At 67.4% G+C, this 15,522-nt stretch carries 12 protein-coding genes; 6 read left to right on the forward strand and 6 right to left on the reverse strand.

The features are described 5' to 3' along the window. Positions 1-94 precede the first annotated feature (94 nt). Positions 95-2,071, reverse strand: coding sequence for an RNA polymerase sigma factor RpoD (gene rpoD, locus AC6R2M_RS13135; RefSeq protein WP_500482839.1), 1,977 nt, complete (start codon positions 2,069-2,071; stop codon positions 95-97). 327 nt (positions 2,072-2,398) lie between these two features. Continuing rightward, positions 2,399-4,336: a DNA primase gene (gene dnaG, locus AC6R2M_RS13140; RefSeq protein WP_500482841.1), complete on the reverse strand. Its 1,938-nt coding sequence runs from the start codon at positions 4,334-4,336 to the stop codon at positions 2,399-2,401. A 129-nt stretch (positions 4,337-4,465) separates the two neighbouring features. Between dnaG and AC6R2M_RS13145 the strand changes: the two genes are divergently transcribed. From AC6R2M_RS13145 to trhO, 4 genes are all read left to right on the forward strand, one after another. Continuing rightward, complete coding sequence (locus tag AC6R2M_RS13145) at positions 4,466-4,810, forward strand: CidA/LrgA family protein (RefSeq protein WP_500482843.1); 345 nt, start codon at positions 4,466-4,468, stop codon at positions 4,808-4,810. Then, entirely contained in the window at positions 4,810-5,529 is a 720-nt protein-coding gene (locus AC6R2M_RS13150) for an LrgB family protein (RefSeq protein WP_500487593.1), read from the forward strand. The genes AC6R2M_RS13145 and AC6R2M_RS13150 overlap by 1 nt, the downstream gene beginning before the upstream one ends. Positions 5,530-5,604: 75 nt before the next feature. Further along, positions 5,605-6,792 carry a glutamine-hydrolyzing carbamoyl-phosphate synthase small subunit gene (gene carA / locus AC6R2M_RS13155; RefSeq protein WP_500482845.1) on the forward strand — a complete coding sequence of 396 codons (1,188 nt, stop codon included), beginning with the start codon at positions 5,605-5,607 and terminating at the stop codon, positions 6,790-6,792. Between the two features lie 22 nt (positions 6,793-6,814). Beyond that, a complete protein-coding gene (trhO, locus tag AC6R2M_RS13160) occupies positions 6,815-7,696 on the forward strand; it encodes an oxygen-dependent tRNA uridine(34) hydroxylase TrhO (protein ID WP_500482847.1) in 882 nt (293 codons plus the stop codon). A gap of 87 nt (positions 7,697-7,783) precedes the next feature. On the opposite strand, the gene AC6R2M_RS13165 is transcribed toward trhO, so the two are convergent. The 3 genes from AC6R2M_RS13165 to AC6R2M_RS13175 all read right to left on the reverse strand — a co-directional run bounded on the left by AC6R2M_RS13165 (position 7,784) and on the right by AC6R2M_RS13175 (position 10,298). Beyond that, complete coding sequence (locus AC6R2M_RS13165; protein WP_500482849.1) at positions 7,784-8,734, reverse strand: DMT family transporter; 951 nt, start codon at positions 8,732-8,734, stop codon at positions 7,784-7,786. 144 nt (positions 8,735-8,878) lie between these two features. Then, a complete protein-coding gene (locus tag AC6R2M_RS13170; RefSeq protein ID WP_500482851.1) occupies positions 8,879-9,613 on the reverse strand; it encodes a metallophosphoesterase in 735 nt (244 codons plus the stop codon). 328 nt (positions 9,614-9,941) lie between these two features. Then, on the reverse strand, positions 9,942-10,298 hold the full coding sequence (locus AC6R2M_RS13175) for an ArsR/SmtB family transcription factor (RefSeq protein WP_500482853.1): 357 nt from the start codon (positions 10,296-10,298) through the stop codon (positions 9,942-9,944). Between the two features lie 151 nt (positions 10,299-10,449). Here AC6R2M_RS13175 and AC6R2M_RS13180 point away from each other — a divergent pair, with 151 nt between their 5' ends. Beyond that, positions 10,450-10,836, forward strand: coding sequence for a cupin domain-containing protein (locus AC6R2M_RS13180; protein ID WP_500482854.1), 387 nt, complete (start codon positions 10,450-10,452; stop codon positions 10,834-10,836). Positions 10,837-10,908: 72 nt separating this feature from the next. Here AC6R2M_RS13180 and AC6R2M_RS13185 read toward each other — a convergent pair whose 3' ends face one another. Next, positions 10,909-11,673: a spermidine synthase gene (locus tag AC6R2M_RS13185; protein ID WP_500482856.1), complete on the reverse strand. Its 765-nt coding sequence runs from the start codon at positions 11,671-11,673 to the stop codon at positions 10,909-10,911. Positions 11,674-12,031: 358 nt separating this feature from the next. Here AC6R2M_RS13185 and carB point away from each other — a divergent pair, with 358 nt between their 5' ends. Further along, complete coding sequence (gene carB, locus AC6R2M_RS13190; RefSeq protein WP_500482858.1) at positions 12,032-15,463, forward strand: carbamoyl-phosphate synthase large subunit; 3,432 nt, start codon at positions 12,032-12,034, stop codon at positions 15,461-15,463. The last annotated feature ends 59 nt before the right edge of the window (positions 15,464-15,522 follow it).

The following is a 15,522-nucleotide window of genomic DNA, read 5'->3' on the forward strand; positions in this document are numbered from 1 at the left end:
CCCGGCGGACGGAGCCCCGAATTTCGAAGCGCCAAAGAAAAAGGGCCCCGCTCGCATCGAGCGGGGCCCATTTTCGTCCGTCCGTTCGTGACGGTCAGCTGTCGAGGAAGCTGCGCAGCTTGCGCGACCGGCTCGGATGCTTGAGCTTGCGCAGCGCCTTCGCCTCGATCTGGCGGATGCGCTCGCGCGTCACCGAGAACTGCTGGCCGACCTCTTCCAGCGTGTGGTCGGTGTTCATGCCGATGCCGAAGCGCATGCGCAGCACGCGCTCCTCGCGCGGCGTCAGCGAGGCCAGGACCCGCGTCGTCGTCTCGCGCAGATTCGCCTGGATGGCCGCGTCGATCGGCAGGATCGCGTTCTTGTCCTCGATGAAGTCGCCGAGATGGCTGTCCTCCTCGTCGCCCACCGGCGTCTCCAGCGAGATCGGCTCCTTGGCGATCTTGAGGACCTTGCGGACCTTCTCCAGCGGCATGGCGAGCTTTTCGGAAAGCTCTTCCGGCGTCGGCTCGCGGCCGATCTCGTGCAGCATCTGGCGCGAGGTCCGCACGATCTTGTTGATCGTCTCGATCATGTGGACCGGGATGCGGATCGTGCGCGCCTGATCGGCGATCGAGCGGGTGATCGCCTGCCGGATCCACCACGTCGCATAGGTCGAGAACTTGTAGCCGCGCCGGTACTCGAACTTGTCCACCGCCTTCATCAGGCCGATGTTGCCCTCCTGGATGAGGTCCAGGAACTGCAGACCGCGGTTCGTGTACTTCTTGGCGATGGAGATCACGAGGCGCAGATTGGCCTCGACCATCTCCTTCTTGGCCTGCCGGGCCTCGCGCTCGCCCTTCTGCACCATCGAGACGATGCGGCGGAACTCGGTGATCTGGACGCCGGTCTCGGTCGAGAGGTTCTGGATCTCCTGGCGCAGGGCCCGGATCTGCTTGGCGTCGCGCTCCACGAACCGCGCCCAGCCCTTGGCCGGCAGCGCGGCGACGGTCTCGGCCCAGTTCGGGTCGAGCTCCGAGCCGTGATAGCTCTTCAGGAAGTCCTCGCGCTTGACGCCGTGACCTTCGGCCAGACGCAGCAGGCGACCCTCGTTGCCGACGAGCCGCTTGTTGATGTCGTAGAGCTGGGCGACCAGCGAATCGATGCGGTTCTGGTTGAGCGAAAGCCCCTTCACCGCCGTGATCAGGTCTTCCTTCAGCTTGGCGTAGGACTTCTCCTGCGCCGCCGACAGCGAGCCCTGCGCCGCGAGCTGGTTCTCGACCTGCTGGTCCTGCAGCTTGCGCAGGCGGCCGTAGCTCTCGGCGATCGCGTCGAAGGTCTCCATGACCTGCGGGCGGATCTCGGCCTCCATCGCGGCGAGCGACAGGGAGTTCTCGAGGTCGTCGTCCTCCTCTTCCTCCTCCTCGCCATGCGGGCGCGCGCCGGGAGGCGCCGTCACGGGAGCGGGTTCGCCCTCGACGGCGGCGGCGGGCATCTTCGCCTCGGGGCCGGCATAAGTCGCCTCGAGATCGACGATCTCGCGCAGCATCACGCGGCCGTCGTTCAGGTCGTCGCGCCAGATGATGATGGCCTGGAAGGTCAGCGGGCTCTCGCACAGGCCCGCGATCATCGTCTCGCGGCCGGCCTCGATGCGCTTGGCGATGGCGATCTCGCCCTCGCGCGACAGAAGCTCGACCGAACCCATCTCGCGCAGATACATCCGCACGGGATCGTCGGTGCGGTCGCCGCTGCCCTTGGCGGGAGCGGTCGCGACGGCGGTCGGGCCGGTCTCGGCGACCTCGGTGGAGGCCTCCTTCTCGTCCTCGCCCTTCTCCTCGCCGTCTTCGCTCTCTTCGTCCTCGACGACGTTGATGCCCATGTCGTTAAGCATGGCCATGGTGTCCTCGATCTGCTCCGAGGTCACCTCCTCGGCGTTCAGAACCGAGTTCAGCTTGTCCATGGTCACGAAGCCGCGCTTCTTGGCGGCCTTGATCATCTTCTTGACGGCGTCGTCGGAGAGGTCGAGCAGCGGACTGTCCGTGGTCTCGGCCCGTTCTTCGGCCGGGGCCTCGCTCTCCTTGACCTTTGTCGCCATCTCGCATTCTCTCCAAATCGCGCGTCGGCGCTGCGTCGCCACGAGAATCGCATCCGAGTCGGGACCTGAGCCGGGCTAACGGCGGTCCGGTCCGGCGGAGATCGGACGATCCGCAACTGCCACCGACACCGAAGGTTCCGGCCTGGCCGCTCCCTGAATACGGGCGTCAGGCGTCGCGGACACGATCGTTCGGGCGCGCAGTCCCGGACCGTGGCTCGTGTGTTCCATTTCCTCACGCCGAGTCAAGCTTTTGGGAAAGCCGATACGGGCGCTGGCTCGTCGCCTACGCATATCGATCATGCGGCAAGCCCTTCAAGGGCTTGGCCTTCAGAACGTTCGCGCGGGCTTGCCGGACAGGAGCCCGAAACCGTCGATCAGGGCTTCCGTACCGGAAAAATTCTCGATTTCCCGCTTGATCGCGACGATCTGGCCGTAGGCGAACTCCGAAGGGTCCGCCGCCAGGGCCTCTTCGGCGCTGCGGAGCTCGTCATGTAAGGATCGATAGCGATGCTGCAAGTGCAGCGCCTGTCGCACCGTCTCGCGCGCGTCCTCCGTCGCCGCCTCGCCGAGAAGCGACCAGAGGCCGAGAATGCGCAGCTTGCTCTCGTAGGCGGCGAAGGCGCCCTCCAGCCCCGCCGCCGCCAGTCCCGCCATCGCCTCGTCCCGGCTCCGGGGCGGGTGGTCGGCATAGAGGTCGAGGATGCAGGAGCGGATGCGCGACAGATCGCCCGGCGGCAGCTCCAAGTCGGCGAAATGCTCGAAGGCCTCGCCGATCAGGCGCGGATGGTTCACGAAGCCGACGACGATGGCGATCTCCCGCCCGCTCGGCTCGCGCGAGGAGGCCGAGCGCACCAGACCCGTTCTGAGCAGCCGGTCGGAGACCGGCGCCCGCCGTCCGCCGGCCCCGCCTCTGGCATCGCGACGGCGCGGCTCCTGCCGGTTCGGCGCCCGGCCCCCGCCCCGTCCCGCCGGCTGGATCGGCGGCCCGAAGAAGCCGGCGATCCGCTCGTCGAGGTCCTGGGCGTAATGGCGGCGCACGCTCTCGTCGGTGATCCGGCGCGCCAGCGCCTTGACGCGCTGCTCCAGATCGGCCCGCCGCTCCGGCGTGTCGAAGACGCCGCCGGCGGTCTCGCGGGTCCAGAGAAGATCGACCAGCGGGCGCGCCGCCTCGATCACCCCCCGAAAGGCGCCCGCGCCGCTCTCGCGCACCAGATCGTCGGGGTCCTTTCCCTCGGGCAGCAGCGCGAAGCGCAGGGAGCGCCCCGCCTTCAGGGCCGGCAGGGCGAGGTCCGCCGCCCGCCACGCCGCCTTCAGCCCCGCCGCGTCCCCGTCGAAGCACAGGACCGGCTCGGCGGCGTTGCGCCAGAGAAGGTCGAGCTGACGCTCGGTCAGCGCCGTGCCGAGCGGGGCGACGGCGTTCTCGAACCCGGCCTGATGGATCGCGATCACGTCCATGTAGCCTTCGACGACGATCAGCGTGCCGGCCTCTCGCGCCCCCCGGCGGGCTCTTGCGAGGTTGAAGAGGTTGTCGCCCTTGTGGAAGACCTCCGTCTCCGGCGAGTTCAGGTACTTGGCGGGAACGCCGGGCGAGAGCGCGCGTCCGCCGAAGGCGATGATCTTCTCGCGCGCATCCTCGATCGGGAACATCAGGCGGTCGCGGAAGCGGTCGTAGGAGACCGCGACGCCCTCGCCGTGGACGACGAGGCCGGCCGCCTCGATCTCGGCCTTGCCGACGCCCCTGGCGCTCAGGAACTCCTTCAGCCCCGAGCGCGAGTCGGGCGCGTAGCCGAGGCCGAAGAGCTTCTGCGTCGCCGGGTTCAGCCCGCGGTCGCGCAGATAGCTGCGCGCCTTGGCGCCGTCCGTCTCGGCAAGGCGCTGGCGGAAGAAGTCCGCCGCCAGCCGCAGCGCGTCCATGACGCTGGCGCGCTGCTCGGAGCGCTTCTCGGCTTCGGGATCGCGCGCGGGCATCTGCAGGCCCGCCTCGCCCGCCAGCCGCTCCACCGCCTCGGGAAAGCTCATGCCCTCCAGCTCGGTCAGGAAGCGGAAATGGTCGCCGGAGACGCCGCAGCCGAAGCAGTGGTAGCGGCCCTTGCCGTCCTCGCAGTGGAAGCTCGGCGACTTCTCGCCGTGGAAGGGGCAGCAGGCCCAATAGTCGCCCCGCGAGGCGTTGGTCTTGCGGCGGTCCCAGGTCACGCGGCGGCCGATCACGTCCGAGATCGGGATCCGGGCGCGGATGTCGTCGAGGAAGTGGGGCGAGAAGCGCATGGCATTCGATATCGCCGCTCTCATCCCTCAATGAAAGTCTCGGCCGCTTCTCAACAGCAATCAACAGGGCGGCCGCCATGCTCTATCCTGCGGTCCGGTTCCCTTCCCGCCCGACCGGAGATCCGCCGAATGCTGCCGGCCATCACCGCCATCCTCCTCTTCCAGCTGGCCGGCGAGCTTCTCGCCGCGAGCCTTCGGCTGCCGCTGCCCGGCCCGGTGATCGGCATGGTGCTCCTGTTCCTCTTCTTTCTCCTGCGCGGCGCGGTGCCGGAGGGCATCGGCCGCGTCGGGGACGGCCTGCTCTCCCATCTCTCGCTGCTCTTCGTGCCGGCGGGCGCCGGCATCATGCTGCATCTGTCGCGTCTTCAGGCCGAGGCGCTGCCGATCGGCGCCGCGCTCGTCCTCTCCACCCTCGCCACCATCGCGGCCACCGCCGCCGCGATGCGGTTCCTGTCGAAGCGGACCAAGCCGTGATCGGCCTGCAGCTTCACGAAATCTGGGTCTATCTCGCCGCCAGCCCGCTCCTGTCACTGACGATGACCCTCGTCGTCTTCCAGCTCGCGACCCTCGTCCATCGCCGGCTCGGCCAGAGCGCGCTCGCCAATCCGGTGCTCCTGTCGGTGCTCGCCATCGTCGCGATCCTGACCGCGACGGGAACCAGCTACGCCACCTATTTCGACGGCGCGCAGTTCGTGCACTTCCTGCTCGGCCCCGCGACGGTCGCGCTCGCCATTCCGCTCTACCGCCAGTTCGAGCGGGTGCGACGCAGCTGGAAGGCGATCCTCGCCAGCATCCTCACCGGTGCGCTGACCTCGATCCTCGTCAGCGTCGGGCTCGGCGTGCTTCTCGGCGCGAGCCAGCAGACGCTCGCCTCGCTCGCGCCGAAATCGGTGACGGCGCCCGTCGCCATGGGCATCGCGGAGGCGATCGGCGGCGCGCCCTCGCTCTCGGCCGCGCTGGTGGTGACGACCGGCATTCTGGGCGCCGCGCTCGGCCCCGCGCTCCTCGACGCTCTCGGAATCCGGGACGAGGCGGCCCGCGGCGTCGCGCTCGGCACCACCTCGCACGGGATCGGCACGGCCCGCGCCCTGCAGGAGAGCGAGGCGACCGGCGCCTTCTCGGGCCTCGCCATGGGGATCAACGCGATCGCCACGGCGATCCTGCTGCCGATCCTGTGGCGGCTTCTCTTCTGATTGCCGAACCGCCCGCGAGGCGTTAAGGAACCCCGATCAACTCGACAGAACCCTGCCCGAACGGAGACCTTTGCCATGAGCCAAGGCTGGACCACTCGCGAGCCGACCGCCCTTCTGGTGCTCGCCGACGGAACGGTCATCGAGGGCGACGGGCTCGGCGCGACCGGTGAAGCGCTCGGCGAAGTCTGCTTCAACACGAGCCTGACGGGCTATCAGGAAATCCTGACGGACCCGTCCTACGCCAAGCAGATCGTCACCTTCACCTTCCCCCACATCGGCAATGTGGGCGCGAACGACGAGGACCTCGAAGACCTCAAGCCCGACAACGCCGTCGGCGCGGTCGGCGCGATCTTCCGCGCCGAGGTCTCGGCGCCCTCGAACTACCGCTCCACGGGCGATCTCGACGCCTGGCTGAAGAAGCGCGGCGTCGTCGCCATGTCGGGCGTCGACACCCGCGCCCTGACGGCCCTCATCCGCGAGAAGGGCATGCCGAACGCCGTCATCGCCCATTCGCCGGACGGCAGGTTCGACCGCGAGGCGCTCAAGCGCCGGGCCGCCGAATGGAGCGGCCTCGAAGGGCTCGACCTCGCCAAGGACGCCGGCTCGACGGGCGAGGAGGTCTGGACCGAGGGCACCTGGGCCTGGAACGCGGGCTATGCGGCGGGTTCCGCCGAGCCGCGCTACACGGTCGTCGCCATCGACTACGGCGCCAAGCGCAACATCCTGCGCCTCCTGTCGGGCCACGGCGCGCGCGTCGTCATCCTGCCGGCCACGGCGAGCGCTGCGGACGTACTGAAGCATTCGCCGGACGGCATCTTCCTCTCCAACGGCCCGGGCGACCCGGCCGCGACGGGCGAATACGCCGTGCCGGTGATCCGAGAGCTCGCCCAGAGCGGCATCCCGCTGTTCGGCATCTGCCTCGGGCACCAGCTCCTGGCGCTGGCGCTCGGCGGCAGGACGCAGAAGATGCATCAGGGCCACCACGGCGCGAACCACCCGGTGAAGGACCACACCACCGACAAGGTGGAGATCGTCTCCATGAACCACGGCTTCGCGGTGGCCGCCGATTCGCTGCCCGACGGCGTGGAGGAGACGCATGTCTCGCTCTTCGACGGCACCAATTGCGGGCTTCGCGTGAAGGACAAGCCGGTCTTCTCGGTCCAGCACCATCCCGAGGCCTCGCCCGGCCCGCAGGACTCGCACTACCTCTTCCAGCGCTTCTTCGACATGATCGAGGAGCACCGGACGAAGAAGGCCGCCTGACGAGCCGCCTTCGGCAGCATCGATGCTGGACGTCGTCGCGCTCTACCGGTTCGTGCCGCTCGCCGATCTCGACGGCCTGCGCGCCGAGCTTCTCGATCTGTGCCGCGCGCAAGGCCTGCGCGGCACGATCCTGATCGCGAAGGAAGGCATCAACGGAACGGTCGCGGGGCCTCCGGCCGGAGCCCGCGCGCTCCTGGACAGGCTTGAGGCGATCTGCGGCATCTCTAAAGGCGAGGTGAAGCACTCGGCCGCCGCGGACTGGCCCTTCGCGCGCATGAAGGTGCGCATCCGCCCGGAAATCATCACGATGCGGGCGCCGGAGGCGGACCCCTCGCTGCGTGCCGGCACCTATGTCGAGCCGGCCGACTGGAACGCCCTCATCGCGGACGAGAACGTTCTCGTCCTCGACACCCGCAACACCTACGAGACCAAGGTCGGCACCTTCGAGCGCGCCGTCGATCCGCGCATCGGGAGCTTCACCGAGTTCAAGGACTTCGTGGAGACACTGGACCCCGCGCAGCATCCGCGCGTCGCGATGTTCTGCACCGGCGGCATCCGCTGCGAGAAGGCCTCCGCCTACATGATGTCGAAGGGGTTCGAAGAAGTCTTCCACCTCAAGGGCGGCATCCTGAAATATCTGGAGGACGTGCCGGCGACGCGCTCGCGCTGGAACGGCGAATGCTACGTCTTCGACGAGCGCGTCGCGGTCGGCCATGGCTTGCGGCCCGGCTCGTGGATCGCCTGCTACGGCTGCGGCGAGCCCTTGAGCGAGGCGGAAACCACGCACCCCGCCTACGAGCCCGGCGTCTCCTGCGCCCATTGCATCGATGCACTCACGGACGAGAAGGCGGAGGCCCTGCGCGAGCGGCACCGGCAGCTGACGGGGTCGGCCGGACGGGTGTGATCCTGCCGGGACCGACTTCCGCCGTGTTCAAGGCGTGCCGTGGACATATCGTCGACCGCGCCGGCGGCGGAAGTGGGTGGAAACCCGTCAGTCCGGTTCGGGGCGATGAACACTCGTAGCTGCCATCCGTGTACGCCGTTCGGAGCGCGACACGACGAGTACGCCTGCTGCGAGGATCAGCCCCATGCCGACCAGTGTGAAGGCGCCGGGCCTCTCCCCGAAGAAGAGAAGGCCCCACAGGGCGGCGAAGACGAGGTAGGCGTAGTCGAACGTCCCGACGATGGCGGAGGGCGCGCTTTGATAGGCTTTGGCGACGCCAAGCGCGACCAGGACCATCACACAGCCCAAACCGAGCATCAGCAACCAGTCCGCCCCTTCCATCGACCTCCAGCCTCCGAAAAGGAAAGGATCGGGTGTGCCGAACGGCTGAAGAGTTGCGACGAGGCCGCCAAGCACGCCTGCGGTCAGCAGGCACCCATGGAGCGAAAACGTGAGAACGATGGGACTTTCGTCGGCGCAGCGCGTTCGCGTCAGCACTGCCGCGCCTGCGTAGAACACGGCCCCCAGGATCGGGAGCAGGGTCCAGAACGAGAAGTCTCCGCCGGTCGGGCGCAGGATGACAAGGACGCCCACGAACCCGAAGACGATCCCGAGAAGCGTTCGACGCGAGACGGGCTCGCTTCCCCATCCAGCCGACAACGCCGCTATGAAGAGGGGGGTGGTGTAGAGCGCCGTCGCCGCGATGGAGAGATCCATGTGCGGAAGCGCGGTGTAGTAGGCGATCCACATGCTCGTCAGCAGGACCGAGCGCAGGACGATCCATGGTTGGACGATCCGGGCAGCTTGAACAATCCCAGAAAGGGCCGAGAGACCGATCAGGATCGGAACGGCAAACAGGGATCGGGCGACATAGATTTGCCAAAGGGGAAAGTCGACTGAAACGGCCTTCACGATGGCATCGGTACCGGAAAGCAGGAACACGGACAGGAGGATCAAGGCGACCGCTGTTCCGATCCGCCCACTCTGCATTGCTTCCATCCAGTCCCTCACGTCGTGCTGCTGACGCAGGGTACCACGTTTGCCCACTTCGGGTTTCGGGAAGCTCCCATCTCACCACCGACGTCGCGGAAGAGTGGAAAGCGGATGGTCAGCTTCGAGTCCCGCAAGCCTTGACCCGGACGTTCAGACGGCCACGTGGCTGCTGACAAGGCCGCCGTCAGCGAGTCGGTGGATCATGACCATCGGCCCTTCGTGAGCCCCCGGGACGACCGGTCCACCGAACCAAAGCGGATTGGCGGGACAGATCGAACCGCAGACATGGACCGGGACACCCGCGAGCATCCCCGTCATTGCTCTGTGGACGTGCCCCGTCGAGAACGCGAGCGGTCTGCGAGCGCATCGTCTGAGCATCTTGCGGAGGAGCGGCACTCCTTGCGCCATCGAGGCGTCCATTGGCTCGATACCGCTGCAAACGAGATGATGATGCGCGAAGACGAGGGAGGCATCCGTCCACGCTCGCATCAGGGCCGCCTCCAGCCAACTCACATGTTCGCCGACATCACCGGCGGAGGTGTCGCTTAAACACGTATCGATCCCGATCAGGCGCAGATCCCCGATCTGCGCTACGAAATGCATCGCGGCGTGATCGGCCACGGCGCCGACACGTTCAGGGAACGCTTCCCACATGGCGTTGCGATCGTCGGAGTTGCCCGGCAGGAGGAGCACAGGGCAACGCAGGTCGCGCAGGCGTACTGCGATCTCTTCATATCCTTGCACCCAGCCATCATCGATCAGGTCGCCCGAGACTACCAGCGCGTCCAGTTCCAAGGCCGCAAGCCAGGATAGGGCCCGGTCGAACCGCGTCAGGTTATCGTTGTCCGGTGCAGCGTGGATGTCAGATGCCTGCGCTACGATCATCGACCTTCACCTGTGGCGACGGCGGACAGGACCTTAGCCTCGACGTCAGCTTACGAGGGAAACATCGTCCGCGTTCGCTGGCAATGGAGGGTCGATTCCTGCCGACCGGGCCTTCCCGAAAACGAGGGTGTTTCGAGAATGGCCGGGGCGAAAGCGGATGGACCGCTTCCAAGCGTCCGTTTCGTCTGCCGCCTGAGACCGGACGGGATGGAAACCTGCCATTCGCGTGGTCGCCGGCGAACGGCAGCTACGCGGGACGAAGTTGCCATTCGTCCTGCCAATGACGGTATCAACGTGCGGCGCTTACCGCTTCCTCCTGCCGCGGCCATCATTCCTTCTTTTTCTTTGGGGTTTCGGCCAACGCGAAACCCGGCGCGACCTCTGCACGCAGCCAGTCGAGATAATCGCCAAGCGCGGTTTCGTCGCGCCGGCAGTAGGACCATTTCTGATGGCGTCGGATCGTCAGAAAGCCAGCCTGGCGAAGGAGGTCGATATGCCGGCTGGCCGTCGGCTGGCTGACACCAAGGGCATCGGCGATGAGCGTGACGCAGACGCCGAACTCCACCGAATCGGCCGAGTCCTGAGCCGTGAACCGGTCTCCAGGAGACTTAAGAAGCCGGAGAATCTCGAGGCGCTGCTCGCTGGCCATCGCGCGAATTTGGGTTGACCGATCATTCATACCCATACATATATAGCCATATCGCTAAGTGTAAATGGGTAGAGCAACGCCGGTCATCTCGTCCAAGAAGACGCGCCCGAAGCCATCATCGCCGTCATGCTGTCGTCTTAAGGACCTCACGGCCATACCTACCTTTCGTCACCCTGGAGACCTCGTCGTGCCCCGCCCCCTGCTCATCGATCCCAAAGATTGCGCCGACGAGGAATGGTCCGACCCGAACAGGGGCAGCTACCGGTATCGCCAGATGCTCTCATCGAGCATCACGGACAGCGATAGTTTCGCCGCGGGCATCATGACCTTCTCTGCCGGCGACCAATGGGCCGTTCACCGGCATCCCGAAGCAGAGGTTTACTTCGGTCTGGAGGGCGAAGCCGACGTCGAAGTGGACGGTCGGCTCTATCGGCTCAAGCCGGAAACGCTGCTCTTCATCCCGGGCGGCTCATTTCACGGGGTACCACCGACGCCCGACCGCTTACGCTTCTTCTATGCGTTCGCGACCGATCGGCTGGAAAACATCAGCTATACGTTTCGGGACGAAGCTTAGTGGCTCGAAGCTGACATTCGCGGCAGAGCTCGCGAACGTCTCGTTTGGGTCGAAAGCCGTCGAACCCCTCCCCTACTCCACACGCCTCGAACGCCTCGTCCTGCTCCGCGTCGCGGGACCTGAACCACCCGACGCGGGACGATCCGGAGTGAGACGCCCGGACGGCCGGGCGGGCTTCACGGCGAACCAGAGGACGTGCTTCGTCCCGCGCCCGCGCCCGGCCTTCACGCGCATCTCCTCCACCTGGAAGCCGCCGCGCGACAGGCGCGCGGTGAAGGCGGCGTCCGGGTCCTGCGACCAGATGCCGAGGACGCCGCCGGGCTTTAGCGCGCGGAGGGATAAGGCAAGCCCGGCCGGTCCGTAGAGCCCGTCATTGCCGCTGCGCGTCAGACCGCCGGGTCCGTTGTCCACGTCGAGGAGAATGGCGTCGTAGGAAGCGCTCGCCCGTCCGATCGTCTCCGCCACGTCCTCCACGGCGATGGCGACGCGCGGGTCGGACAGCGTCGGCCCGAAGACATCGGCCATCGGCCCCTTCGCCCATTCGACTACGCCCGGCACGAGTTCGGCGACGGTGATCCGGGCCTTCGGCGCGAAGCTCGCCAGCGCGGCGCGCAGGGTGAAGCCCATGCCGAGCCCGCCGATCAGGACATGCGCGTCGGGGCGCGGGCCGAGCCGCTCGGCCGCCACCGTCGCCAGAGCCTCCTCCGAGCCGCTGAGGCGGCTGTTCATCAGCTCGGTGCCGCCGATCATGATCGAGTATTCCGAGCCGCGCCGCATGAGGCGAAGCTCGCCGCCGCCCGGAACAACTGCGGTTCCGAGCGCCTCCCAGGGGATCAACGGCCCGTCCTCGCGGCAAGGACTCCTCGGCGCCCGGCTTCGGCAAGGTCAGGAAGAACAGCCATGGGAATGCTCGCTGCGGGGTCGGTCGCCCTTCTGGTAACGCGGCAGCTCGGAGCCTGCGAGGAATTTCGCGCTCGCCCGGCCCGGCGATCGTCGGCTGGACGGCGGAGGCGTCGCACCGGCCGCGTCCCGTTCGATCCTCCGGTGGACACCCGCACGAAACGGGGTTCCCCCCGCCCCCGGCCTCGCCTATAAGCCGCGTCTAGCCTTACGACCGACATGCATCGGACCCGACGGCCTGTCTGGATGAGACAGGCAGCCGGGTCTTTGCGCACGAACACGCGAGAAGACCGCCATGCCCAAGCGCACCGACATCCAGTCCATCCTCATCGTCGGCGCCGGGCCCATCATCATCGGGCAGGCCTGCGAGTTCGACTATTCCGGCACGCAGGCCTGCAAGGCGCTGCGCGAGGAGGGCTACCGGATCATCCTCGTCAACTCGAACCCGGCGACGATCATGACCGATCCCGATCTCGCCGACGCGACCTATATCGAGCCGATCACGCCCGAAGTCGTCGCGAAGGTCATCGAGAAGGAGCGCCCCGACGCGATCCTGCCGACGATGGGCGGCCAGACGGCGCTCAACACGGCGCTGTCGCTCAAGCGCATGGGCGTCCTCGACAAGTACGGCGTCGAGATGATCGGCGCCGACGCGCAGGCGATCGACAAGGCCGAGGACCGCGCCCTCTTCCGCGAGGCCATGGCCAAGATCGGCCTTGCGACCCCCAAGAGCTTCCTCGCCAACGCGACCGAGGCCAAGCACGCCGACAAGCTCGTCCACGAGGAGCGCCGCGCCGCCCTCATCCGCGAGATCCCGGCCGGTCCCGACCGTGAGGCGAAGCTGGACGCCATGGAGCGCGAGTGGAATCTCGGCGAAAGCGACCGCAAGCAGCGCTACATGACGCGCGCGCTCGCCGCCGCGGCCGAGGGCCTGGAGCATGTCGGCCTGCCGGCCATCATCCGCCCCTCCTTCACCATGGGCGGCACGGGCGGCGGCATCGCCTACAACCGCTCGGAGTTCTTCGAGATCGTCGAGGGCGGTCTCGACGCCTCGCCCACGACCGAGGTCCTGATCGAGGAATCGGTGCTCGGCTGGAAGGAGTACGAGATGGAGGTGGTCCGCGACCGCGCGGACAACTGCATCATCGTCTGCTCCATCGAGAACGTCGATCCGATGGGCGTCCACACGGGAGATTCCATCACGGTCGCGCCGGCGCTGACGCTCACCGACAAGGAATATCAGGTGATGCGCAACGCCTCGATCGCGGTCCTGCGCGAGATCGGGGTGGAGACGGGCGGCTCGAACGTGCAGTTCGCCGTAAACCCGGCGGACGGCCGCCTCGTCGTCATCGAGATGAACCCGCGCGTCTCGCGCTCGTCCGCGCTCGCCTCCAAGGCGACGGGCTTCCCGATCGCCAAGGTCGCGGCCAAGCTCGCGGTCGGCTACACGCTGGACGAATTGAAGAACGACATCACCGGCGGCGCGACCCCGGCCTCCTTCGAGCCGAGCATCGACTACGTCGTCACCAAGATCCCGCGCTTCGCCTTCGAGAAGTTCCCCGGCTCCGAGCCGAACCTCACCACCGCCATGAAGTCGGTCGGCGAGGTGATGGCGATCGGCCGCACCTTCGAGGAATCGCTGCAGAAGGCGCTGCGTGGCCTCGAAACCGGGCTCGACGGTCTGGACGAGATCGAGATCGCGGGCCTGGGCGAAGGCGAGGACCGCAACGCCATCCTGGAGGTTCTGGGCAAGGCGACGCCGGACCGGCTGCGCCAGGTGGTGCAGGCGCTTCGGCTGGGTCTCTCGAAGGCGGAGGTCCACCACGCCTGCAAGATCGACCCCTGGTTCCTCGACCGCCTGCAGGCGATCGTGGACATGGAGGCGCGCGTGCGTGAGCACGGCCTGCCGCAGGACGCGGCGAATCTGCGCTTCCTCAAGTCCATGGGCTTCTCCGACGCGCGCCTCGCCAAGCTCGTCGGCGGCACGGAGGCCGAGGTGAAGGCCCTGCGCGACCGGCTGGACGTCAAGCCTGCCTTCAAGCGCATCGACACCTGCGCGGCCGAGTTCGCCTCCCCCACGCCCTACATGTACTCGACCTACGAGAAGCCCTTCGCGGGCGCCCTGCGCTCCGAGGCCGAGGTCTCCTCGGCCCGCAAGGTCGTGATCCTCGGCGGCGGCCCGAACCGGATCGGCCAAGGCATCGAGTTCGACTATTGCTGCTGCCACGCGGCCTTCTCGCTGAAGGACGCCGGCTTCGAGGCCATCATGGTCAACTGCAACCCGGAGACGGTCTCGACCGACTACGACACCTCCGACCGCCTCTATTTCGAGCCGCTGACCGGCGAGGACGTGCTGGAGATCCTGCGCGCCGAGCAGGAGAGCGGCGAGCTTCTTGGCGTCATCGTCCAGTTCGGCGGCCAGACCCCGCTCAAGCTCGCCGAAGCGCTGGAAAGCGCCGGAATCCCCATCCTCGGCACCTCGCCGGACGCGATCGATCTGGCCGAGGACCGAGACCGGTTCCAGAAGCTCCTGCACGACCTCTCGCTGCGCCAGCCCAACAACGGCATCGCCCGTTCGGTGGAGGAGGCCCGCGCCATCGTGGAGCGGATCGGCTATCCGGTCGTGGTGCGCCCGTCCTACGTGCTCGGCGGCCGCGCGATGGAGATCGTGCGCCAGGACGCGCAGTTCGAGCGCTACATGAAGGAGGCCGTCGTCGTCTCCGGCAAGTCGCCGGTGCTGATCGACAGCTATCTCTCAGACGCGATCGAGGTGGACGTCGACTGCCTCTGCGACGGCACCGACACCTTCGTCGCCGGCATCATGGAGCATATCGAGGAGGCCGGCATCCATTCGGGCGACTCGGCCTGCTCGCTGCCCGTCCATTCGCTCTCGCCCGCCATCGTGGAGGAGCTGGAGCGGCAGACGCGCGAGATGGCTCTGGCGCTCAAGGTCGGCGGCCTGATGAACGTCCAGTTCGCCATCAAGGGCGAGGACATCTACGTGCTGGAGGTCAATCCGCGCGCCTCGCGCACCGTGCCCTTCGTCGCCAAGACGGTCGGCACGCCCATCGCCAAGGTGGCAGCGCGCATCATGGCCGGCGAGACCCTGGAACAGGCCTTCGCGGCCTATGGCGGCAAGCCGGACGTGAAGGGCCTCAAGCACATCGCGGTCAAGGAAGCGGTCTTCCCCTTCGCGCGCTTCCCCGGCGTCGATACGCTTCTCGGCCCCGAGATGCGCTCCACCGGCGAGGTCATGGGCCTCGACCGCGACTACGCGCTCGCCTTCGCCAAGGCGCAGCTCGGCGCGGGCGTGGACCTGCCGCGCGAGGGCTGCGTCTTCGTCTCGGTCAAGGACGGCGACAAGCCGGGCATGCTCGGCGCCGTCCGCCGGCTGGTCGGGCTCGGCTTCCGCGTCATGGCGACGGAGGGCACGCACCGCTATCTCGCCGAGAACGGCATCGAGGCCGAGAAGGTCAACAAGGTGCTGGAAGGGCGTCCGCACATCGAGGACGCGATCCGCAACCGTCAGGTCCAGCTCGTCCTCAACACGACGGAGGGCGCGAAGGCGGTGTCGGATTCGCGCTCGCTGCGGCGCGCCGCGCTGATGCACAAGGTGCCCTACTTCACCACGCTCGCGGGCATGGTCGCGGCTTCCGAAGCCGTCGCCGCGCTCAAGGCCGGCAATCTTGAAGTGCGGCCCCTGCAGTCCTACTTCGAAGCCGCTTGAAACCGATCTCGGACGGGTGTTTGATCCCGTTCAGGCGTGATTCCTAGAAGGGCCGGTCC

The sequence above is a fragment of the Aureimonas sp. CAS genome (genome assembly GCF_059838215.1).